The following is a 21,852-nucleotide window of genomic DNA, read 5'->3' on the forward strand; positions in this document are numbered from 1 at the left end:
ACCGCAGGTCGGGGGATCGACCGGGGCTGGGTAACCGGTCGCGGGCCGGGCAGTGTCGGTCGGGACGGAACACGACCGACCGAAAGGCGTCACCATGTGCCACAGCACCGACAGCAGGCCACCGACCGCCCCCGGCGCCGGCGAGGTGGCCGAGCACGGCCTCGCCGAGCTGACCGCGTTGGACGGCAACACCTTCCTCGCCTACCGGGCGACCCCGGCCGCCCCCAACGGCAGCAACGTCGTGCTGCTGCCCGATGTCCGAGGCGTGCACCCCTTCTACCGCGAGCTCGCGCAGCGGTTCGCCGAGGCCGGCTTCCACACCGTCGCCCTCGACTACTACGGGCGAACCGACGACACGAACGACCGGGACGACTCGTTCGACTGGGCGGGGCACTTCGCCGAGGTCACCCCGGAACAGGTGCGCCTCGACGCGGCGGCAGCGGCGGCCGACCTGCGCGAGCGCAACGCGGGACCGGTGTTCAGCGTCGGGTTCTGCTTCGGCGGCAGCCAGTCCTGGCGGCTGGCCGCGAGCGATCTCGGGCTCGCGGGCTCCGTCGGCTTCTATGGCCAGCCCAAGCTCGTCACCGACGTCGTGGACGAGCTGTCCGCGCCGCTGCTGCTGTTGCTCGGCGGGGCGGACGTCGCCACGCCGAGGGAGGAGTTCCTGGCCTTCGCCGAGCGGCTCGACGAGGCCGGCAAGGAGCACGAGCTGCACCTGTACGAAGGCGCCCCGCACTCGTTCTTCGACCGCTCCTTCGGCGAATGGGCGGACGCCTGCGACGACGCGTGGCTGCGCGTCAGGGAGTTCACCGCCCGCAACGCCGTCGCGGTGTCGGCATGACCGATCGGTACGAGCGCGGGGCGGCCAGGATCGCCGAGCTGACCGGCCGGCCGGACGGCCCGCGGCGGGAGGCCTACGACGCGCTCGCCGACCTCGCTCCTGACCTGGCCCGCTACGCGGTCGAGTTCGCCTACGGCGACATCCACTCGAGGCCCGGCCTCGATGCCGCCCGGCGCGAGCTGGTCATCCTCGGCGCGCTGGTCGCGCTCGGCGACTGCCGGCCGCAGCTCGAGGCGCACCTCGACAACGGCCTGACCGCGGGGCTGTCGCAGGAGGAGATCGTCGAGGCGGTGATGCAGGCGTTGCCCTACGCGGGATTTCCCCGCGTGTTCAACGCGATGGCGGTGGTCAGAAAGGTCCTCGCCGACCGACCGGCCGCAGACCCGTCTCTCGCCGCTGACCCACCTCCGCCCGCCGACCCGCCTCCGGCCACCGACCTATCTCCGGCCACCGACCCGTCGCCGGCCGCTACGGAGCCTCCTCGGCGGTCATCGCCCGATACGCGGGCCTGAGCAGGTCGACGAGTGGCCGGTCGCCGACCGTGATCGGCAGCGGGTCGAGCTGGTCGAGCACCGCGTCAGCCGGGCCAGCGCCGTCCTGGATCGGCGCCGGGGCAACGGGTTCGCCGACCCAGAACGAGTCGAGGCAGTCGGCGAGCGCCGGGACGTCGTCCTCGCGCCTGTGGACCGGTGCGGCCGAGCCGCGCAGCGCGCGCAATCGGTCGAGCAGTTCGTCCCGGCTCCTGCCGCGCCACGCGAAGATCTTGAACGGGTCCTCGTCGAACGACTCGGCGAGCAGGTAGCACGCGGCGGCCAGGTGCTTGCAGGGCACTTCCCAGTCGGGGCACGTGCAGTCCATCGACAGCTCGCGCATCGTGTCGGGGAACAGCCGAAGGCCGAGTTCGCCGAGCACGGCCTCGACATCGGTCGGCATCTCGCCGGCGAGCAGCTTCGCCGCGTACAACGCCTGCCCGGCAAGGGCTTCCTCGATCCGCTTCCACTCGGCCGGGGTGAACGCCCTGATGCCGATGCGGGCCCGGTACGGGCTCTCCCGCGATCCCTGCACCTGGGCGACCACGACGCTGGTCGCCAGCGACAGGCTCAGCACCTGGCCCGCGCGGGCGTACCGGCGCCCGCGCTCCAGCCGCCCGCCCATCCCCAGCAGTTCCAACACCTCGATGAACCGCCGCGACCACCAGGTCTGCGCGATCTCGCCGCGCTTGCTGCGGGCCTTGATGCCGTCCGCCTTTCGCGGCGGCGCCGAGCGCGGCGTGGCCGTGTCCTCCCACCAGTTACTCACCGACGGCCTCCGGGGACAGCGTGACCAGCTCGCGCAGCTGGGTCGTGGACAGCTCGGTCAGCCAGCTCTCGCCGGCCCCGACCGCCAACTGCGCCAACGTCTTCTTCTCCTCGATCATCTGGTCGATTCGCTCCTCGAGCGTGCCGATGCAGACGAACTTGCGCACCTGCACGTTGCGCCGTTGGCCGATCCGGAAGGCCCGGTCGGTCGCCTGGTCCTCGACGGCCGGGTTCCACCACCGGTCCACGTGGATGACGTGGTTGGCCGCGGTCAGGTTCAGGCCGGTGCCGCCGGCCTTCAACGACAGCAGGAAGATCGCCGGCCCCCGCTCGGACTGGAACCGCCGCACCATGGTGTCGCGGGCCGTCTTGCTGGTGCCGCCGTGCAGGAACAGCACCTCCCGGTCGAACCGTTCGGCCAGGTGCGGCACCAGCATCCCGCCGAACTCGGTGAACTGCGTGAAGCACAGCGCCCGGTCGCCCTCGGCGAGCACCTCGTCCAGGATCTCCTCCAGCCGCGCCACCTTGCCGGACCGGGCGGCGATGCGCGATCCGTCGCCGAGGAACTGGGCCGGGTGGTTGCAGACCTGTTTGAGCTTGGACATCGTCGCCAGCACGAGCCCCTTGCGCTCGATGCCCCTGCTCTCGCCGACCTTGGCGAGCATGTCGTCCACGACGGCCTGGTACAGCGAGGCCTGCTCGGCGGTCAGCGTGCACAGCTGCTTCATCTCGAGCTTGTCCGGCAGGTCGTCGATGATCGTCGGATCGGTTTTGAGGCGGCGCAACACGAACGGCCCGGTGGTCCTGCGCAGCCGGGCCGCGGCCTCCTCGTCGCCGTGCCGCTCGACCGGGACGGCGAAGCGGGCGCGGAAGGTGTTGACCGAGCCGAGCACGCCGGGGTTGACGAAGTCCATCACGGACCAGAGCTCGGCGAGCCGGTTCTCCACCGGCGTGCCGGTCAACGCGACGCGGTGCCGCGCAGGAAGCTGCCGCACCGCCTTGGCCTGGCGCGTCGCGCTGTTCTTGATGTTCTGCGCCTCGTCGAGCACCACGCGATCCCAGTCCACTTCGGACAGAACTTCGACATCCCTTGCCGCAAGGGCATAGGTCGTGATGACGAAGTCGTGCTCGCCGAGCGTGTGGACCAGATCCGCGCCGGTAAGCCGGTCGCCGCCGTGGTGCACGTACACCGACAGCGTCGGGGCGAACCGCGCCGCCTCGCGCTGCCAGTTGCCGACCACCGACATCGGGCACACCAGCAGGGTCGGTTGGCGTCGGGTTTCCGCACGTGCCAAGGCTTCCAGGGCGAGCAGCTGCACGGTCTTGCCCAGCCCCATGTCGTCGGCGAGGCACGCGCCGAGCCCGAGCCGGTCGAGCAGGGCGAGCCAGGCGAGGCCGCGCCGCTGGTACGGGCGGAGCGTCGCGGTGAAGCCCTCGGGCGGTTCCACCGGTTCCAGCAGCTGGTCGACCCGCCCGGACATCAGGTCGCCGAGCCAACCGTCCCCGCCGACGGAGGTGACCGGCATGGGCAGGCCGGCCTCCTCGTGGCCGAGCCCGGCGTGCAGCAGCACCTCGCCTGCCGTCGCCTGCCCGGTGCCGGCGCGGGCGAGGAAGGCCATGCCGGCGGCCAGCCGCTTCTGGTCGACGTGCACCCACCGGCCGCGCATGGACACCAGCGGCACCTTGGCTTTGGCCAGCTGCGCGAGCTCGTGTTCGGTCAGCTTCTCCTCGCCGAGAGCCAGCTCCCAGCGGTACTTCACCAGGTTCTTCAGCCCGAGGCTGCTTTCCTTGGCGACCGCGCCGACCGTGCCTGGGCTGCTCGCGGTGAGTGCGAGGCCGAGTTCCGCGGGCCGCTGCCACCAGGCCGGCAGCAACACGCCGAAACCCTCCTGGTCGAGCAGGCCGGCGTGGGTGAGGAACTCGTAGGCGCCGCCGGCATCGAGCACGAGGTGCGTCGGCCTGCTCTGCGCCAGTGCGGTGTCCAAGGCGGGAAACAGCCGGCTGGCGCGCCCGAGGTGGGCGAGCAGTAGTTCCTGGGGTTCGCTGATCCACCGGTGCAGCACGCCGTCGTCGCCGCGCCACACCTCGGCGGCCGGCACCAGCACGCTGGGATCCGCGACGGCCTGGAGCAGGAACTCCAGCAGCCAGTCCTCGGTGTCGTCGGTGTGGTCTGGGGCGCGCAGCCGGAAGCAGACGCGCACCGGGACGTCGTGCAAACCGCTGGTGTGCCAGGCTTCCAGCCGGTCGACGAACTGCCCGAGCTGCCGAGGTTCGGCGTCGAAACGAGGTTCCTCGACCAGGGCGGTGAGCCAGGACTCCGCCAGGGTCGGTCGCCCGGGTCGCCGTGGCGCGAGCCGAACGCCCCGCTCGCCGAGCCGCGCCCGCACCTCGGCGTCGACCAGAGCGTTCACCGTGGCGTGCAGCACGGGAGCCGGCCGAAGCTCCGGCTCAACCTGCTCGGCCCGGAACGCGGCGGGCATGCCGTTGAGCAGTGCGGTGAACCGCGCCAGATCCGTGCCGGACAGCGCGGCCTGCCACTGCGCGCTCGGCCCGAACGCGACCGAGGGCAGCACCCGTCCCCTGGCCACCAGGTCCTCCGCGAGCGCGCCGACGTCACCGAGGAACCGCAGCGAGGCGCCCGCCCGAAACCCGGGCACCTCCGCGACGCTGAACGCGGACTCCACCATCACCACGGGCACCTGCCAGGCCCGCAACCGCAACCGTCCCCGAGGCGCGGGCCCGGCCGCCAGCGGATCCCGCACCAGCTCGGGAGACGCGGCGGGCCCCGAGGCGTAGGACGGCAACAACACCGAGACGACGTCGACCTTCCCGACCTCCGGCAGCCGCTCCCCGGCCACCGCGAACGGATGCGCCCCAACCCCGGCCCCCGCCCGCTGCGGCAACCCGGCATCCTCGGCCCACAGCGCCAGCCGTCCATCTGCGGTGGCCAACGCATGCAGCACCAACACGACTCGTCCTCACCTCTTCCGACCAGCTCAGCGACCCTCAACGCTAGCTCAGGGGGCGGTCGGCCCCGCACCGTGGCGCGGGCCCGATCCTCGCCGAGGCGCGGGCGGTACGTTTCGGGGCGACCTTGCACCAGGCGTTAGGGAGACGGCGGCTGATGAGCAACGAAGACGGGCACCCTCGTTCACTCGGCGAGCACGATCAGGTGGATATCAGCCGGGCTAATCCCGCGCGGATGTACGACTACTACCTGGGTGGCGCGCACAACTTCGCGGTCGACCGCGAGGCGGCGGAGAAGGTCCTCGCGATCCTGCCCGAGACCAGGACGTTCGCGGCGCAGAACCGGGCGTTCCTGCAACGGGTCGTCCGCTTCCTGGTCGGCGAGGTCGGCATCACGCAGTTTCTCGACCTCGGCTCGGGCATCCCGACCGTCGGCAACGTGCACGAGGTCGCGCAGGCGATGAACCCGGACTGCCGGATCGTCTACGTCGACCACGAGCCCGTCGCCGTCGCCCAGTCGCGAAGGTTGTTAGCTGACAACGAGAACTGCGCGGTCATCCACGCCGACATCCGGCAGCCGCAGTCCGTGCTGGCGCACCAGGACGCCACCCGGCTGCTCGACTTCGGCAGCCCGATCGCGGTGCTGATGTTGCAGGTGCTGCCGTTCGTCCCGGACTCCGACGACCCGCCGAGCATCGTCGCCGCCTACCGCGAGGCGTGCGCGCCGGGCAGCTATCTCGCGCTCGCGCACAGCCTGACGCCCGAGTACTGGCCGGGCGCGGTCAGCGAGGCCATCGAGCTGTACACCACCAGCACGCACCCGCTCTGCCTGCGCACGCCGGAACAGGTGGCCGTCCTGTTCGACGGCTACGACCTGGTCGAGCCCGGCGTCGTGTTCACCGCGGCCTGGCGGCCGGACCGCGCGGTCACCCAGCAGGAGGCGATCAGCAGCCGCGCCGTGGCCGGCCTGGGCCTGCTGACCAGCGGCTGACCGCTGGCCGCGGCGCGGCCGTCGACCGTGTGGGGGAGCGGTCAGCACGCGCAGGAGATGCCGGAGGCGGGCGCGGTGAGGTCGTCGATCGGCCGGCTGGCGACGAGGCCGGCGCCCGTCTCGGTGGCGAACCCCTCGCGCACCCAGTACTCGTAGCCGCCGATCATCTCCTTGACCCGGTAGCCGAGCTTCGCGAACTCCAGCGCGGCCCTGGTGGCGCCGTTGCAGCCGGGGCCCCAGCAGTAGGTGACCACGACCGCGTCGCGCGAGATCTCGGCGCCGGCGCGCGCGGCGATCTCGCCGGTCGGCAGGTGCACGGCGCCGGGAATGTGGCCCTGCGCCCATGACTCGACGCTCCGCGAGTCGACCATTACCACGCCGGGCGCGCCTGCGTCAAGGTCGGCGTGCACGTCGCTGACGTCGGCCTCGAAGGACAGCCGAGCGGCGAAGTGGGCGATGGCCTGCGGCTGGGCGGCCGGGGCGACGGACAGGACGGCGGAGGCGGGAAGCACTGTGGTCATGCCGGTAATCCTGCGGCGGTGACGACCATCGGACGAGTGGCGTGAACGACGACTGTCGCTAAGATCCCGCCATGACGTCGGTTCGGATCGAGAAGCCCGGCCCCAGCGTGGCGGTGCTGGCCTACGAGGGGATGTCGGCGTTCGAGACCGGCATCGTCACCGAGGTGTTCGGCCTGCCCCGCCCCGAGTTCGACGTGCCCTGGTACCGGCTGACGATCTGCGCTCCCCGGCCGGGCGGGCTCAGGATGATCGGCGGGGCCACCCTGGACACCCCGCACGGCCTTGACGACTTCGCCTCGGCGGACACCGTGATCGTGGCGGGAGTGTCCAACGTGGCCGGCGAGGTCGACGCGGAGATCGTCGCCGCGCTGCGGCTGGCGCACCGGCGCGGGGCGCGGGTGGTGTCCATCTGCTCGGGGGCGTTCGCGCTGGCCGCCGCCGGCCTGCTGGACGGCAGGCGCGCCACAACGCACTGGCGGTACGCGGACCTGTTGCGCCGCAGGCATCCCGAGGTGCTGGTCGACCCGGACGTGCTCTACATCGACGACCGCGACGTGCTCACCAGCGCCGGCAGCGCGGCGGGCCTCGACCTGTGCGTGCACATCGTGCGAAGGGACTTCGGCTCGGCGATCGCCAACTCCGTGGCCCGCAGGCTGGTGATCCAGCCGCACCGCGACGGCGGGCAGGCCCAGTTCATCGAGGCGCCCGTGACCGCGTCGCCCGACGACGACCGGGTCACCGCGAGCATGGCGTGGGCGCTGCGCCACCTGACCGAGCCGATCTCCGTGGACACCTTGGCCGCCAACGCCCACATGTCCCCGCGCACCTACCTCCGGCACTTCAGCCGGGCCTGCGGCGTCAGCCCGATTCGCTGGCTGATCACCCAGCGCGTGCAGGCGAGCCTGCCCCTGCTCGAGGAGACCGACGCGCCCATCGAGGAGATTGCCACCCGGGTCGGCTTCGACACGGCCGTCACCTACCGACACCATTTCGGCCGAGCGATGCGGACGTCCCCGTCTGCCTACCGACGCGCGTTCCGGGCGAACGCGGCGAGCGGGTAGGAGCCCCAACTGCGTCACACTGGCCACCCGAGATCGGCACATCGGCCTCGGTCGTGAACACGAGGGGCTCCAGCACCGCCTGCCATTCGGCGATTTCCTGTGCCTGCCAACGGTAGCGGCTTCGGTGGAAGCTGAAGTCGAGGCAGAGTGCAAGCACCGTGAGCCCGATGGTGACCAGGACTACGCCCACGGTGATTAGGAACATCCTGGCGGAGGCGGCGTCGTGATCGAGTGCCACCATCAGGGCGGCCGACTGCAGGATCGTGATGCTCGCCGCCCAGCCGAGAAAACACGGTGGCCGACCGCTGTCGGGCTGGCTGTGAGCCAGCCATCCTCGGCGGGTGCGGTCGGCCTTCGTCAGCAGCGTGAGCCTGGCCGCGGTCAGGTCCCGGTAGATGGCGGCCGCCTGTTCCTGACTATCTCGCGGTCGTTGACGCCCCCACTGGGGCTCCGTGGTCAGCCGCGTGTGCAGCCGGACGGCCGCTCGGCGAAATCCCCGTGGTTCAAGTGTCACTCTCGGTGGCCATTCCCGGTCCAGCGTGTCCTGGCGGAGCAGGACACGCTGGAGCCAGGAGCCGAGAGCGATGAGCCCCGCCACCACCGCGTAGACGTGCCACCTACCGGGAATGGGCGCCACCAGGTCAAGCCATCCCATGACGATCATCAGCGTCGCGGGCACCATGACCACCCATGACCTGCTCAGATAGCTCCGAAAGGACAGCACGGCCATGCGCCGTTCGAGCCGGTAGCACGCCCAGTTCACCGGCTGCAGCATCGCGATCAACAGGGTGATCGCGGCCAGGACCAGGGCTGACACCACGGCGCTCACCGTCAGCCCGGCCCACAACGGCATTTTCATCGGCAAGCAGAAGGGAAGGGGCAGCAGAAGTGTCGCGGCGAACCACCCGATCACCGTGAGTGGGAAGCGGGCGCGAGAGGCCCTCTTGTCCTCCCTCGGAGTTGTCGGCCGCCACGTTCTGGGGACGTGGTTTTCCAGTTCTAGGACAAGGTCGCCGAGGTCATTGGTGAAATGGGTCGCTCGCAAGATCATGCGCTGGCGCATGACCAGTTCGGTGATGTCGTTCGGCAGCGCGTCCCGTGCCGGTAGGCCAGCGTCGTCGAGCAGTACGGGCAGCACGACCTTCTTTTCCTCCAGTGCGGTCTTGATCTCGTAGTGCACCCAGTCGACGTCATCGCGCTCGGCACGGGCGTGAAGGTCCTGCAACCACTCCGCGTGCAGTACGGCGATCAGCACATCGCACGTCCTGAGCTTCGCCCGCAACTGGTCGGGATAGCGGCCACCGGGCGGCAGGTTGGTGTCGCAGAACACCAGTTCACTGCCGAAATGCCGGGCCAACAGGAGCGCGAGCGCAGACACCGCTGCCGAGTGCCGCCCCTGGCGGTAGTTGACGAAGACTCCGCTCACTGTCGAGCCTCCAGTTCGTTGTCTCCTGTTTCCAGGCTTGCTGGGTGTGGGAAACCGCTGTTCTGTCAGGCGTGCGTGGAACACCATCGTGATAGCGAAGATCGCTCTCACCCGATGAGCGAGTGGATTGGAGAGCTGACATGAGGTTAACCCTGCGGTTCTCGGCAGCAGTGCGGATCGGACTCTGGTTGGTCGCCGCGGCGTTTGTCGGCGGCGTCGTGGTCGGTTGCCAGTTGACACCCGGCGCGGCGGACAGGTCCGCGCTCGTCGGAGTCTCGCTCTGCACCAGCCAGTCATCCCCCTTGGGGAGCTAACTCCGGCATCCGGAGTCGCCCGTCGGCTCGCCGAACTTGACGGTGCCCAACACGACGACGGTCGCTTGGCTGATGGAGCTTCCAGCGGTGGGGGACTGGCGCACGACGATCCAGTTGCTGTCGATGATCTGTCGCCGGCCCCGACCAGAGGCATCGTCGGAACGCACGGTTCGGATGCCCGCCGCACGGAGGACTTCCTCGGCGTTCTTGAGGTCCTGGCACACGACGTTGAGCACCGTGTCTGGAGTGGACGGTGGTGATGTCGCGGCCGCACTGACCGGACTCGGCTGCGCCGACTTCTCGGATGGCCAGACAGCTGCGGTCTTCGTGGTCATCGGCGTGCTCGCTCGCACAGGTGCCGTTGGCACGCCGTTTCCGGCGCAGCCGGTAAGAAGCAGTCCGACGGCGATGGCGAGGAGACAGGACGACCTGACGATCATTGCGGTTGGCCTTCCAGCGTGGAGGGAGGAATGCTCATCGCCCGCAGGCGCGTGCCGAGCAGACCCAACTGCGCCGGCACGGCGTCGAGGACTACCTGCTTGCGCCAGCGTTGCAGCCGGAAGCACAACTCGACCGCGCCGAAGTGGGTCGCGCACGCGGCGACGCCGCATCCGGCCAGCAACGCGACCGAGGGCCACAGGCCGCCGCCCGCCAGTAGCCACAGTGTCAGGCCGTTGGATGCCATGCCGATGGTGGCAGTGAGCAGCGCGGCATGAGGGAAGGTCAGCCACCGGGACGCCCGGCACAACCAGGTCCGGCGATCCAGGTCTTCGTCGCGAAGTGCCGTGGTGGCCGTCAGGAGCTGGTCGAGTGCGAATCTCGCCTGGTCGTGCTGGAGCCGTGACAGCGGTGCCCGCCACTCGTCCAGCCTGGTCCGCAGCCGCGTGACCGCATACCTGATCTCCGAAGGGTCGCTGCTCAGCGCGGGCTGCGGCCATCGAGCGGCGAGCTCCCTGAGATGCATCCAGCTGTTGCCCTTGAAAGCAAACATAAGGACGATGCCGAACAGCAGCAGCACGCGTTGGATCCTGTCGAGCATGTCGCCGGTGATCATCATGATCGCGGCGAGCCCTGCGATGGTCAGCCCGATGATCATGTTGGTCCGTTGACTTGAGGGTATCTCGGCCGCCGTGCGGTCGGTCGAGTCAATCGGCTTGCGAAACAGGTAAAACGTAGCGACCAGGCCGAGCGGAACCACCAGGATGATCAGCATGACGGCGGACAGAGCGACCATCCAGATCAGGCGGTCTCTCGGCGGACTCGGTGGCACCCACATCAGAGCCGGCGCGAGGAAGCCGGCGAGTCCGACGCAGAGTAGGCCGCGCCAGTGCCGGTCGCGCGGTTTCGGCGCGGGCTTGGCGGGCACCTGCGGCACGACCTGGGTCGGTGAGATGAACAGTTCGATCGCGCGAATCAACTTGTTGATGTCCTCGGGCATTCTGCCGAACTGGAGCGTGTGCGCCTGGGCCTTGGACAACTCGGCGATGTCGGTGGTTAGCTGGTGCTCGGTCGGCAGTCCCGCGTTGTGCAGCAGCAATGGGACCACCGGCTTGCCCTCGGCCAACGCCGTCTCGATCTCGAAGTGCACCCAGTCTTTGACGCCGTTGACCGCGCGCTTCCTGCGTTCGCTCAGGTCGTCGAGCCACTCGCGATGGATCACCACGAGGACGACGTCGCTGTCGTTCAACCGTTTCCGCAGCTCGTCAGGGTAGCGCGAGGCGATGCGGAGCGTGGTGTCGAGGAACACCAGATCCTCGCCGAAATGGTGCGACAGCCGCTCGGCGATCGCCTCGACCAGCTGGGCGTGGCCACGCAGCACCGACGGGCCCTTCGGATCCGGAAGATGGTTCTGGCGGTAGTTGATGAAGACCCCTGGCATTCCTCAGCCACCGTCCACGAACGTGACTCGGAAGCCAAGAACTCCGAACAGGCCGGACAACATCGCCTTCGTGTTCTCGCGCGCGCGATCGACGAGTCCGGACTCCGCGGCCGCGCTCGAGATCCGCTTCTCGGCGGCCAGATAGTACGGCTGTTGGTTCGGTGTGCTGACCATGGATCCGAGCCGGTCGAGCAGACCGCGGCGCTGGCTGAACACGTAGCTGTGCTCCTGGTCGAGATTAGGCTTGTCCAGCAGCGGAGCCGGCAATCGCACCTCGACGCCACGCCGGTCGGTGGACACGGTCAGGCCGTCGTCAGCGAGCCCGCCGAGATCGATGTAGGCGTCCACGGAGCCGGCCGCGACGAACAGGGTCCGTTCTCCCGCAAGGACTGCCGGGACGTTCTTGATGTCCTGTTCGATGTCGATGACGACCTGGTAGTTGCCGGCCGCCGGGTGGTACTGGCTCAGATCCCTGACCGACTGCAGCAGGGCGGGCTGGCTGCGGTCGATCGTCTCCGCGCCGAAGGGACTCGGCAGCGCTCCGATGAACTGCATGACCGCCAGTCCAGTGACGAGTACACAGATGACGACGAGTCCGTACGGTGCCAGTCGCCATGGACGGTTACGCCGAAGAGCCGATCGGGCCACGTTCAGATTCTGACCGAGCCGGGATCGGCACACCAGGGCAGAAATATCCCGTTGTTCTGACAGAATCCTGTCAGAACAACGGGAAATTTGTCATGAAGGACTGCATGCGCCGTCTGTGCTGTTGGTGTGTTGGCGCCGTGTGACGCCCACCGAGAGCAGGCCGTAGGCGCTGCCCGCGTGCCGTATCTTGCGGGTCGTCACCAGCGCGAGCGCTTCCTGGAAGGGCAGCCAGTGCAGATCGAGGTCGCTCTCGCCGACTCCCGGTCGAGGCGTGCCCATGGTCAGCTCGGTGGCCAGGAAGATGTGGTCGACATGGTTGGTCAGGCTGTCGGCCTCATGCACGACGCCGATTTCCTCCCAGCGAGCCGCGTGCAGTCCTGTCTCCTCGGCGAGTTCGCGGATCGCGGCGGCACGCGGGTCCGCGTCGCCTTGGTCCACCCCACCCGAAGGAAGCCGCCACTGCGCGCCGTTGTGCGTGTAGATCCACTGTCTGGTCACCATCACCCGTTCGTCGGCGTCCAACGCCACGACCGTCACCGACCCTGGGGTGACGACGTGGTGATAGACGTCCTCGACTCCGTCCGGCCGGATCACTGTGTCCTCGCTGACGTCGAACCATGGGGTGACATGCACTTTCCTGCTGTCCAGCAGGCGCCATGAGCTGAGGCAGTCGGCTTCCATCCATCCATACAAACACGCGTCAGGGGCGATATGGGCGGGATATTCTCAACTGTCGGCGCGGCAGGCGCCTCGACCTCGTGCGTCGACTGTGGAAGTGCCTCATCGGGCACTGAGGTCTCACCGCGTGGCGTGCAGGCGACGGTTCAGCACGACGATCGCCAAGCCCACGAAGGCCACGCTCAGCAGGCCGACCACACCGACGTCGAGCAGCCAGTGCCTTGTGGTGTGCCACCACAGGTCGTCGGGGTGCGTTGTCGGGGACCGGGGTGCGATGACTCCGATATCCACTGTGGACGCTGCCGCGGCGAGCCCCCACCTGGCCGGCAGGAGTCCGGCCAGGGCACCGACGATCCAGCTCCCGGACGACAGGCTGGTCGTGACGCCATTGAGCGCCACCTGAGCGATGACCATGAGGGACGTCACCGTCACCGCCTCTTTCAGTTGACGGCAGGCCGCCGAGATCAACAGCCCCATGGACATCGCTGCGACACTCGTGCACGACAGGTCGACGAACAGTTCGACATCAGGCGCGAGGCCGGTCACCGCGTACACCGGGCCCGGCCGGATCAGCACGAATGTCAAGGTCGCCAGCGCCGTCTGCACGAGAACCACCACGGTGAACACCAACCACTTGGCCAGGACTACCGAGGTGGTCAGCATTCCCGTGCGGTGTTCGCGGACCAGCACGGGTCTCTCCTCGACCAGGTTGCTGTAGGTCAGCGCCTGTCCGGTCAGCACGCTCAGGGTGATCAGGATGCTGAGTGCGGTCGGACCCGCTGTGGAGACCGTTCCCCCACCCAGCCCGGCCTCACCGGTCACGGCTGCGGCCAGGATCGCGGACATGCAGGCGATGACGAACGGCATCGCGCTGGAGAGCGCGGCCTTGCGGACGTGCCCGTCGTCCTTGACGTGACGGGCCGACAGCACGGGCAACACCAACGTGACCTGCCTGGCCACCAGGATAGGCAACTGGTGCAGAAACGCTGTCCGCGCACTCCGGCTGCGCTCTGGGATGTCCTGTGACACCGAGGTGTTCGCGATCCGCTCCGCCAGTTGCCCCGCGGTTCGCGCGGCCTCGCCGTTCGCGTACTCCTCGACACGAGGGTCGGACTTCTTTTCGGCAGTTTCGTCGGGTTTCTGCAGAGACTTCATCAGGTCCGCGTACGTTTCGAATCCCAGCGTCGGCAGCAGGTCGGGCTGCGGACCGCAGTAGACCGGGCAGCCCCCTGGAGCAACAACGAGCACCTGGTCCGCGAGGTGCAGGTGCTCGGTCGCGTGCGTCACCACGATCACGGTGCAGTCGCGCTGGGCGACGGCTCGCAGCACCATCATCACATCGCGGTCCATGCCAGGGTCGAGCCCCGAGGTCGGCTCGTCCAGCATCAGCAGAGTCGGTTTCGCCAGCAGCTCCAACGCGATGGAGACCCGCTTGCGTTGGCCACCGGACAGCTTCTCGACCGGTTTGTCCAGGCATCTCGTGATGTCGAGGTCCTCGCAGACCCCAGCGATCGGGTCGGCCCGGGACGGCGCCCGGTCCGAGGGGCGCCGCAGTCGGTCCGCGAAACCGAGCAGCTGCCGAACGGTCAACGCTCGATGCAGGCTGTCCTCCTGCGGCACCACACCGAGGCTCGGTCGGAGCTGGTCAAGGTGCGTTCGCACGTCCAGGCCCCGGAAGTAGAGGTCACCGCTGGAGGTTTCGAGCTCGCCGAGCACCGCGGCGAACAGAGAGCTCTTGCCGGCGCCCGATGGACCGAGGATTGCGAGCACCTTCTGTTCCCGTTGGACGAAGGACATGCGCGTGAGCCGCGGTTCGATCTTCTTCCCCGCTCTGCTCTCCGCCGAGAGCAGATGCACCACGAGGTCGCAGGCGCCGAGCGAGGTGCAGCTGATCGTGCGGCTGTCCTTGCTGAGCACGAACCGGTAGTCGGCGATGTCGAAGGAGGACTCCGGTTCCAACTGAGTGCGCAACACCGGGCGACCGCTCTGATAGGTCCCGTCGCCGTGCCCGAGATCCTTGAGCGTGACGTGGCCGCCTCGACGCTCCACGACCGCATGCCGCTCAGCCACCCGATAACCCTTGATGAAGATGTCGGCGTCCGGCGACGAACCGATCAGGAGTGAGTCCCGCAGTTCGAAGACCTCGCCGTCCGGCAGCACGGGCGTCGACGGAACCGGGGTCGGCGTCGGTGGCGGCGTGGGAACATCTGGCACACGCTGGCCGAACGGCCGCACGGTCCCGGGCATGAGCGGGTTCAACACGTCCATCGCCCTGCTCACCAACGGGCCGTGACGGTGGCTGCGCACCAGCCGACGTCGGTACGCGGCCAGCCGCCGATGGCTGTGTTCGTGGATTCTGCGGAGTCGGGTCTCCAGTACCGTGAGCCGGCGGTCGATCGACTCGCGCCCGGCGATGATCTCGACGTCGAGGCGGTCGACGGCGGTCTGCGCGGACTCGACGGTGCGTTCGGCGGCCAGCCGCCGCCGCGCATGCTCGCGGCTCCTCCGCAGCACGATCAATGGTTCGCCCCGGCTGTCTTCTCCGGGGCGACGCGCGACCAACTCCGACTCCGACAGGGCAGTCGACGCCTCGGCCAACCGGTGATTCGCGGTGGTCAGCACGAGTGCGGCCTGCTCGCGTTGCGCCATCTGCCGGGCAAGGCGCGTCACGTCGTCGGCCCAGGCGGCCTCGTGCCGGAGGTGCTCGAGGCCGAACGCCTCGTGGGCGCGCCGGATCAGCACTTCTCGATGGGGTGTGGAGACTAGTCCGCTGATGGTCACCTCGCCCCCTCGACTGGGTGTCGCGGCCGGCTCGACGACGAGCGGTATGCCCTGGCGGCCGTCCCGAAGGCCCTGGAACCAGTCGGCTAGCCGCGCGAACGGGCCGTACCAGACGGCGTCCATTAGTTCTGGCACGTCACGTTGGCCGTGACTTTGCGGTTGCGTGCCGCAGGGCCGGGCAACAGCACGTTGTTCGCGTCGAGGTCCGGGATGTGGTCGGCGCCCGCGCTGCCAACGCCCCTGGTGGTGACGCGGTCGGCCGGCACCCCGAGATCGATCAGGACCGACTTGACCGCCTCCGCTCGTTCGAGGGACTTCGACGTGCGGCCGTCGATCGGACCGTCACTCGCCGTGCTGCCAACAAGTTCGACGCGCTTGTGTGGGTCATTGAGCTCTCCGGCGAGCGCCGTCAGGGACTGCTTCGCCGCCTCACGGTCGCGGAATTCGGCGGTGTCTGGGTTGAAGGAGACACTGTTCGCCTCGCCGAGGTCGACCGATCCACACGCGTGCGGCGGGGCGACCGTCGGCGTCGTCACCACCGCGACCTCCGGGGACTGCACGACGGCCTGTGTCGCCGGCACCGACGGGATCTCCGCGACGCACGCACCGCCCGCTTCGGCGATGGCGCGCCAGATCGCGACGACGTTGTTGTGCAGTCTGGTGTTCAACGCGGGCTGCGGGGGCGCCGTGTCACCGAATCCGATCAGCACCACGGTCTCGCGCGCCAGGTCCGGTATCAGTTTCTGTTCCTTCAGATACTTCACGACGTCCGAGGGCTCGGCGGTGAGCAGGCCGTCTTCGCCGAAGCGCAGTGGTGCCGTCGTCTGAAGTCCGGAGTCGACGAGCACGACGGTGCCGCCGGAACCCGCCGCTCGGCCGGCGAGGGTCAGCGCGCCGAGAACGTCGGCCTGCGGAGCCTTTGCGCGAATCTGGTCGGCGAACGCCTTGCCGATCTTGCTCAGGTACTCGTCGGTGACCTTGCGGTCAGCGGCGTCATTGCCGGCGAACGGTGGGGCATCCACGTTGAAGACGGCCTCGGGGGCGCCGTCCAACCTGATCAGCCGCACCGGTTGGTGCGCCCTGGCGACATCGGTCATCAGCGACTGCACGACAGTGGGAATGTTCGCCTTGGGCACGTTCGCCCGCGCCCCGATGGCGAGGGCGAGCGGGGCCGTCCTGGTGGTCGGACAGGACAGCGGCGGCGGGTTGTTCGGCTGCGGGTCGCCGCCGCACGCGGTGGTCAGTACGAGGGTCAGGCCGACGATGACGACCGGGAGGCGGATCATGGTGTCCTTCCGTTGGCGCGGGTTCTTGCCTGGGCTTCGTGGATGTAGGGTCGGAAGTCGGGGGAGAGGATCGCGTCGGTCAACGACGGATCCCGCGACCGCGTCGCGATCAGCACGCGCGCGTACTGCTTGAGTTCCTCGGCCAACGCGTAGCGTCGTTGCCTGGCCTCGGCGAGGATCTGCGCGGACACATCCCGCGCCTTCACCTGTGCCAGCCACGCGGCCGTGGCCACGCCGTGCTCGCGCGCGATGGCCGCCGCGCGTCGGGCCGCCGTGCGGTGTGCGCGCACCGCCACGCCGAATCCTCGGCGCGACTGGTTGTGCGAGAAGTAGGCGCCGATGCAGGCGGCGAGACCGCTGCCCAGGTACAGCGAGAAGAAGACCGCTGCGACGATGACGGTGGGCTTCGAGTCCGAGGTTGCCGGCGGCTGCTCGAACGACAGGGGCGTCGCCGGGCCGTTTGTCGTCAGTGGGACCGAGATTCGGACCCAGGTGACGAGCAAGCCGATCGCCAGCCACATGACCAGGCACAGCACCGCCCAGAGCCAGTGCGTGGACTGCACGCCCGCCTTGAGGTCGCGCAACACCGTCCCCGCGCTGTGCGCCAGGTACAGCACGATCGCGGTCAACCCGATCACCAGCAGCGTCGAGACCAGACCGCTCTCCTGGGCGATGATCAGCTTGACGACCTGGATGAACGCGGTCGCGTCGGCGGTGGCGGCGCACGCGAGCACGAGCAGGTGCAGGTAGGTCGAGCGCGGCCGACCAGCAAGGAGGGAGGGGTCGTCGAAGCCCTCGCTGCCGAACGGGCTGCTCTGTTGCGACTTCGTGGGCTTGGCCGTCCGCCGATGGCTGGGCTTCTCGTTGTCGGGCTTCTCTTGGTCGGGCGTCCCTCGGTCGGATGTCGCGGCCGGCCGCTCCGGGCCCCTCAGCCACGCCTCGGCCGCCGACCGTGCGACCTTCGCCTCGGACAGCGCGCGATGATCGCGCTCGTGGTGCACGTCGAGCCCGGCGAGCTTGGCGGTCGCCAATGCCAGCCGGTACTCGGCGCGGACGAGGTAGGCGGCATGTTCGGCCTCAGCCTCGGCGATCCACTTGTCGGTCCAGCCGTTGATGAGGTTGTCGAGCGAGTGACCGGTGCCTTCGTCGGTCGCGCCTGCGAGGCCGTTCGCGAGTCGCTCGACTTCCGCACGAGCGCTGGCTTCGTCCACTGTGGACGCAGTGAACTCGACCGAGTCGGGCTCGACTGGAATTTCTGTTGTCTGGCGGGTCCACCACACCGTCGGCTCTCCTGTTCTCACTCGTCGGCGTGTCACGGCAGGTCGGGCAGGGGCGGTTCGAGCGGAGCGAGCCGCTCGTTGACCATGGCGCCGTCCTTGTGCGCGGCGACAAGGTGCTGCCAGTAGTTCCAGATACGCCGGCACATGTAGGCGTGCACGCGCTCGACCCGCGCGCGGGCCACCTGACGCGAGGCAGTCATCGCCTGGTCGAGCGCGGCGACGACCTGGACCGCCTCGCCGAGCCTCCGCTGGGCCTCGAACTGCGCGCCAGCCGCGTCACGACGCCGGCTGGTGCCCTCGGCCGAACGTCGGGCCCGCGCGAAGTGGTCCGGGTGGCGTCGGTCGGCGAGACGTCGTAGGTCCTGGTCGGGCTCCTTGTCCGCCTCGGCGAGCTCCGAATCGGCCCGGTGCAGGCCGTCGGCCAGCGCGTCGACCGGTGCCGACGCGGTCGCGCGGAGCTCGTGCAGTCCGGCATACTCCTGTTGGTGTGCCAGAAGTTCGGTGCGCATGCGTTCCACTGCGAGACTTCGCAGGGAACGGAGCGCCGGTGTGTCGCATGCAGAGCCTGGTTCCTCGGAGACCGCTGGGATACCGAGACGACCGTCCCTGCGGCCCGCTCGGCGATCGGCTCGCCGGTCGCGGACGGAGTAGCGAATCGGGTCTGCGGGTGGTTTCGTCCAGGCGTAGTACTTCCCCGAACCGGTCGACGGCGATCTGCTGTTACGGTCGACGACTCGTCGCAGCAGCGAGCGGAGCGTGATGAACAACGTGGTCCTCGGGTCCTGGCAGCGCAGTGGACGAGCCTGTTCGTCTGGCATGGCGAAGGTTGGCCGGGACGGTATGGCTCAACGGAATCGTCACCTGAGGAGCGTCGGCAATCCAGGAAACATCCCTGTCAGTTCCACGCCGGCCGCTGTCACCTTTTGAGGGCCAGGAACGAGGCTGAAGTGGATGGAGCGCACCACATGAGTGACGTTGAACTGGCGATCGTGGAGAACCTGAAGCGCCTCCGCAAGGGGCACGGCGTGCTCTCCGTCGATCTGGACGGCCGGATCACCCAGGACTTTCGGCAGCTGTTCTCCGCGACCGCCGACAGCGGTGACGAGCTGCGCGCCAGGCTCGTCGCCTACTTGGAGGATCTCGTACTTCCGTTGCCCGAGCAGCTGACGACGGTCGTCAGGGTGGCGCTCAACCTGCCGCCGGTGGTGGACCGGCAGCGCAAGTTGGAGCAGCGCAAGGAACATCTGGCCGAGCAGTTCTGCTGTGACACCCGCACCATCGTCAGGAGGATCGACGAGGCGTTCGACCTCATGGCGCACAACGCCGTGCGAGATCACGGGATGATCGTCGCGCTGGGCGCTCGCGACCAGGGGTGGTACGTCGACGTCTTCGATGCCGTGCTGCGGCTGGACCAGCCGGCGCCGGAAGCCATCGAGCGGAGCACTATCGTGGTCACGGCCAGGAACCTCGATCGCATCGTCACCTCCACCGACGTGCCGCGGCACCCCGAGGACCGCGGCACGAATCGTGGCCTGAGCCGGGAACTCATGTTCGGTGGTCTGCTGGAGGATTCCGCGCAGTCGTCGCCGACCCACTTCCGCACGGCGATCACGCTGCCCAGGACACTGGGCAAGGACAGCAGGCACACCTACTGCCTGATTTCCCGGATACCGGAGGGCCAGCCGATGGCCCCGCACTACGTGTGCGTGCCGGATCGGGCGTGCCGTCATTTCACGCTCCTCGTGCGGTTTCATTCCGAACGAGTTCCCGCTCGGGTGTGGAAGCTCGACGGAGTTCCGTATCGGACGATCGACGAGCGAATTCCCACCAGCGACCTGTTGGTGCCGGATCGCGCCGCCGAGGTAAGTGCCCAATTTCGCGACCTCAAGCCGAACCACGGATACGGAATACAGTGGAGTGACGAGTGAAAAAGGTGGCACGCCCATGTTCGTGGACGTGCCACCTCCTTTCGGTGTTCTCGCCAGAACTCAGAGGAACAGCCAGGTGATCAGGCGAATGAGCAGGTAGACAGACAGGTGTGGTTCCATGTGATTCTCCCCTTGGGTGTTCTGTCGTTCCAGGAGGCCCTTCCGGAAGGGCTTCTCTCTTCTTGTCCACCTGGTGGTGACCTAAGGATGGGTCACGTCGATACGGCACGGAAGACGTTTCCCGGTGTCAGGGGATACGGGAGACAGGAAACCCGTGAGGCAGGGGAATTCGAGGTGACGGCGCAGGTCAACGACTCCGGTGCAGCGCCGCGTTGATCTCTGCGTGCAGCTCGCGCACGGGTCCGTAGCCGTGATGGCGGACCAGGATGCGGGCGAGGTCGCGAAGCTCGGCGCGCACGATGGCGGACCCGATGGGCCTGGCGTTCGTGAGCACGTCGAACCCGATTCGGCACATCTGGCCCAGCTCCCCGGCGGCCTCGTACGCCAGCGCGAGACGCGCGCCGTAGAGAGCACGGACCCGCAGTCTCGCCGCAGGCGTCCTGGACAGGACGTACTCGAGCGACTCCGCTGCCCGTTTCGGCTGACCGAGGTCGTAGAGGCACCAGCCGGAGACAGCCAGGTTGAGCTCGGTCACGGCGGACGAGCCGAGCACCGGCCCGCCGGGGCCGCTGGGGGTCCGCTCGGACAGCAGGACCCCCGCGTGGTCCAGGGCGGCGTAGCAGCGATCGTGGTCGCCGAGCAGCGCGTACCCCTGTGCCCTGCGGTGCGAGGCCAGGCCGCGGATCCGCGAGTCCGCTCCGGGGTGCCGAGCCGCCTTGTCCGCGAGCGCGACGGTCCGCGCCGCGTCGCACTCGTACATTGCCAGCTCTGCCTCTCGGACGAGCGCGTACGCGGCGAGGCGCGAGTCGCTGGCGCCCGCAGCCATCGTCGCGGACCGCCGGGTCCACGTACGGGCGGATTCGTGTTGCCCGGCCTCCTGAGCCATCCAGCCGGCGTACTCGGCGTAGCGGGCCCCGAGCAGGGACAACCGGATGCGGCTCTCGGGTTGCCTGGCCGCCTTGATCAGCTCGAGGAGCGTGGCTAGTTCCATGACGAGCTCACGCAGCACGAACCCGGGCGCATGGCGTTGCCCCCGATCGCGACATCGTTCGAACTGCTCCCTGAAGTGCTGTTCCGTGCCGGGATCCTCTGCCGCGGCTTCGGCTTCTGCCGCCGGCAGGCCGAGCGGGAGGGACATGGCATCGCCAAGGGCCAGCACGTCCGTCTCGTGAAATAGGTTCGTGGCCGTCGGTGCGGCTTCCTCGATCGTCGAACCGGGTCGTCCGGTTGGTTGGTCGATCGGCGAGACGAGTGCGGCCAGGGTGCCGTTGGCGCCGAGTGACGCGTCGGCCTGTCTGGCGAGTTTCATGGTCGGCCGGCGGGCGCCTGTTTCGATCTTGCTCAGGTATCCCTTGCTGTAATGGAGTTGCTTGGCCAACGTTCCCAACGAGATGCCGGAATCAACCCGGAGTCTGCGCAGTTCGACACCGAACACGTGTTGTCTCCCCATGGCACATCCCGGTTCTCGTCGACGTGCGCGACAACGGCGACCAGCAGCGACGCAAGCGGTTCGGACGTTACCACGCACGCGGTGTGGTTCGGAATAATGGCCGGGTCGGAAGCCGTTTCCTGTTGCCAGCAGTAGGTCCGACCGGCTGATTCCGGGTGGCGCGCCGGATGGTCAGTGGTATCAGCAGGCGCGGGACGTCGTTGCTGTACCTCTATTGCAACATTGCAATATTTTGAACGAGTGGTGACGGGTATCACCCATTTGCCGTATTGCCCGAGCCTGGCGTGATGGTCATGCTTTCGCCACGTTGTCTTGACTGCTCAGCCATGTGGTGATCGATAATCGGCTCACGATTGGCTGTTGAGAGGTAAGCGCTGCCTGAC

Annotated in this window: 18 protein-coding genes; 5 read left to right on the forward strand and 13 right to left on the reverse strand. The window is 68.5% G+C overall.

Annotation, left to right across the window (positions count from 1 at the left end; translation table 11 throughout):
* Positions 1-94: 94 nt before the first annotated feature.
* Positions 95-841 carry a dienelactone hydrolase family protein gene (locus F0L68_RS17630; protein WP_149850678.1) on the forward strand — a complete coding sequence of 249 codons (747 nt, stop codon included), beginning with the start codon at positions 95-97 and terminating at the stop codon, positions 839-841.
* The gene (locus F0L68_RS17635; RefSeq protein WP_223198882.1) at positions 838-1,353 is read left to right on the forward strand and encodes a carboxymuconolactone decarboxylase family protein; all 516 of its coding nucleotides are present in this window, start codon (positions 838-840) and stop codon (positions 1,351-1,353) included. Before F0L68_RS17630 ends, F0L68_RS17635 begins: the two co-directional genes overlap by 4 nt.
* On the opposite strand, the gene F0L68_RS17640 is transcribed toward F0L68_RS17635, so the two are convergent.
* Both F0L68_RS17640 and F0L68_RS17645 read right to left on the reverse strand, forming a co-directional pair.
* Entirely contained in the window at positions 1,310-2,140 is an 831-nt protein-coding gene (locus F0L68_RS17640; RefSeq protein WP_188316635.1) for an SWIM zinc finger family protein, read from the reverse strand. The two genes, F0L68_RS17635 and F0L68_RS17640, sit on opposite strands and share 44 nt — an antisense overlap.
* Complete coding sequence (locus F0L68_RS17645) at positions 2,133-5,108, reverse strand: DEAD/DEAH box helicase (RefSeq protein WP_149850679.1); 2,976 nt, start codon at positions 5,106-5,108, stop codon at positions 2,133-2,135. Before F0L68_RS17645 ends, F0L68_RS17640 begins: the two co-directional genes overlap by 8 nt.
* Positions 5,109-5,263: 155 nt before the next feature.
* On the opposite strand from F0L68_RS17645, the gene F0L68_RS17650 reads away from it, so the two are divergent.
* Positions 5,264-6,097 carry an SAM-dependent methyltransferase gene (locus F0L68_RS17650; protein ID WP_149850680.1) on the forward strand — a complete coding sequence of 278 codons (834 nt, stop codon included), beginning with the start codon at positions 5,264-5,266 and terminating at the stop codon, positions 6,095-6,097.
* 41 nt (positions 6,098-6,138) lie between these two features.
* Here the strand turns inward: F0L68_RS17650 and F0L68_RS17655 are convergent, their stop codons facing one another.
* On the reverse strand, positions 6,139-6,618 hold the full coding sequence (locus F0L68_RS17655) for a rhodanese-like domain-containing protein (RefSeq protein ID WP_149850681.1): 480 nt from the start codon (positions 6,616-6,618) through the stop codon (positions 6,139-6,141).
* A gap of 71 nt (positions 6,619-6,689) precedes the next feature.
* On the opposite strand from F0L68_RS17655, the gene F0L68_RS17660 reads away from it, so the two are divergent.
* Positions 6,690-7,679, forward strand: coding sequence for a helix-turn-helix domain-containing protein (locus tag F0L68_RS17660; RefSeq protein ID WP_149850682.1), 990 nt, complete (start codon positions 6,690-6,692; stop codon positions 7,677-7,679).
* Here the strand turns inward: F0L68_RS17660 and F0L68_RS17665 are convergent.
* From F0L68_RS17665 to F0L68_RS17700, 9 genes are all read right to left on the reverse strand, one after another.
* Positions 7,591-9,105: a TIR domain-containing protein gene (locus F0L68_RS17665; protein ID WP_188316636.1), complete on the reverse strand. Its 1,515-nt coding sequence runs from the start codon at positions 9,103-9,105 to the stop codon at positions 7,591-7,593. The genes F0L68_RS17660 and F0L68_RS17665 overlap by 89 nt on opposite strands.
* A 310-nt stretch (positions 9,106-9,415) precedes the next feature.
* A complete protein-coding gene (locus tag F0L68_RS42420) occupies positions 9,416-9,754 on the reverse strand; it encodes a PASTA domain-containing protein (protein ID WP_188316637.1) in 339 nt (112 codons plus the stop codon).
* A 101-nt stretch (positions 9,755-9,855) separates the two neighbouring features.
* Complete coding sequence (locus F0L68_RS17670) at positions 9,856-11,298, reverse strand: toll/interleukin-1 receptor domain-containing protein (protein ID WP_149850684.1); 1,443 nt, start codon at positions 11,296-11,298, stop codon at positions 9,856-9,858.
* A 3-nt stretch (positions 11,299-11,301) separates the two neighbouring features.
* Entirely contained in the window at positions 11,302-11,853 is a 552-nt protein-coding gene (locus F0L68_RS17675) for a DUF4230 domain-containing protein (RefSeq protein ID WP_149850685.1), read from the reverse strand.
* A gap of 183 nt (positions 11,854-12,036) precedes the next feature.
* Positions 12,037-12,627 carry an NUDIX domain-containing protein gene (locus tag F0L68_RS17680; protein ID WP_149850686.1) on the reverse strand — a complete coding sequence of 197 codons (591 nt, stop codon included), beginning with the start codon at positions 12,625-12,627 and terminating at the stop codon, positions 12,037-12,039.
* Between the two features lie 117 nt (positions 12,628-12,744).
* Complete coding sequence (locus F0L68_RS17685) at positions 12,745-15,528, reverse strand: ATP-binding cassette domain-containing protein (RefSeq protein ID WP_149850687.1); 2,784 nt, start codon at positions 15,526-15,528, stop codon at positions 12,745-12,747.
* Positions 15,528-16,691, reverse strand: coding sequence for an OmpA family protein (locus F0L68_RS17690; RefSeq protein ID WP_149850688.1), 1,164 nt, complete (start codon positions 16,689-16,691; stop codon positions 15,528-15,530). The genes F0L68_RS17685 and F0L68_RS17690 overlap by 1 nt, the downstream gene beginning before the upstream one ends.
* Positions 16,688-17,902: a hypothetical protein gene (locus tag F0L68_RS17695; RefSeq protein ID WP_149850689.1), complete on the reverse strand. Its 1,215-nt coding sequence runs from the start codon at positions 17,900-17,902 to the stop codon at positions 16,688-16,690. Before F0L68_RS17695 ends, F0L68_RS17690 begins: the two co-directional genes overlap by 4 nt.
* Before the next feature lie 101 nt (positions 17,903-18,003).
* Complete coding sequence (locus tag F0L68_RS17700; protein ID WP_149850690.1) at positions 18,004-18,480, reverse strand: hypothetical protein; 477 nt, start codon at positions 18,478-18,480, stop codon at positions 18,004-18,006.
* Between the two features lie 456 nt (positions 18,481-18,936).
* On the opposite strand from F0L68_RS17700, the gene F0L68_RS17705 reads away from it, so the two are divergent.
* Positions 18,937-19,899 (forward strand): hypothetical protein, encoded by a 963-nt coding sequence (locus F0L68_RS17705; protein ID WP_149850691.1) that lies wholly within the window; start codon positions 18,937-18,939, stop codon positions 19,897-19,899.
* Between the two features lie 307 nt (positions 19,900-20,206).
* Here F0L68_RS17705 and F0L68_RS17710 read toward each other — a convergent pair whose 3' ends face one another.
* Positions 20,207-21,547, reverse strand: a complete 1,341-nt coding sequence (locus F0L68_RS17710; RefSeq protein WP_497856799.1) for an NsdA family TPR-like regulatory protein — start codon at positions 21,545-21,547, stop codon at positions 20,207-20,209.
* Positions 21,548-21,852 lie beyond the last annotated feature (305 nt).

Origin of the sequence: Solihabitans fulvus, assembly GCF_008386585.1 — a bacterium.
In the GTDB taxonomy this organism is placed as follows: Bacteria; Actinomycetota; Actinomycetes; order Mycobacteriales; family Pseudonocardiaceae; genus Solihabitans; species Solihabitans fulvus.

Coding starts and splice junctions, on each gene's coding strand:
- F0L68_RS17630 (WP_149850678.1), top strand. CDS start 95: ATGTGCCACAGCACCGACAGCAGGCCACCGACCGCCCCCGGCGCCGGC.
- F0L68_RS17635 (WP_223198882.1), top strand. CDS start 838: ATGACCGATCGGTACGAGCGCGGGGCGGCCAGGATCGCCGAGCTGACC.
- F0L68_RS17650 (WP_149850680.1), top strand. CDS start 5,264: ATGAGCAACGAAGACGGGCACCCTCGTTCACTCGGCGAGCACGATCAG.
- F0L68_RS17655 (WP_149850681.1), bottom strand. CDS start 6,618: ATGACCACAGTGCTTCCCGCCTCCGCCGTCCTGTCCGTCGCCCCGGCC.
- F0L68_RS17660 (WP_149850682.1), top strand. CDS start 6,690: ATGACGTCGGTTCGGATCGAGAAGCCCGGCCCCAGCGTGGCGGTGCTG.
- F0L68_RS42420 (WP_188316637.1), bottom strand. CDS start 9,754: ATGACCACGAAGACCGCAGCTGTCTGGCCATCCGAGAAGTCGGCGCAG.
- F0L68_RS17670 (WP_149850684.1), bottom strand. CDS start 11,298: ATGCCAGGGGTCTTCATCAACTACCGCCAGAACCATCTTCCGGATCCG.
- F0L68_RS17675 (WP_149850685.1), bottom strand. CDS start 11,853: ATGCAGTTCATCGGAGCGCTGCCGAGTCCCTTCGGCGCGGAGACGATC.
- F0L68_RS17680 (WP_149850686.1), bottom strand. CDS start 12,627: ATGGAAGCCGACTGCCTCAGCTCATGGCGCCTGCTGGACAGCAGGAAA.
- F0L68_RS17685 (WP_149850687.1), bottom strand. CDS start 15,528: ATGGACGCCGTCTGGTACGGCCCGTTCGCGCGGCTAGCCGACTGGTTC.
- F0L68_RS17690 (WP_149850688.1), bottom strand. CDS start 16,691: ATGATCCGCCTCCCGGTCGTCATCGTCGGCCTGACCCTCGTACTGACC.
- F0L68_RS17700 (WP_149850690.1), bottom strand. CDS start 18,480: ATGCGCACCGAACTTCTGGCACACCAACAGGAGTATGCCGGACTGCAC.
- F0L68_RS17705 (WP_149850691.1), top strand. CDS start 18,937: ATGAGTGACGTTGAACTGGCGATCGTGGAGAACCTGAAGCGCCTCCGC.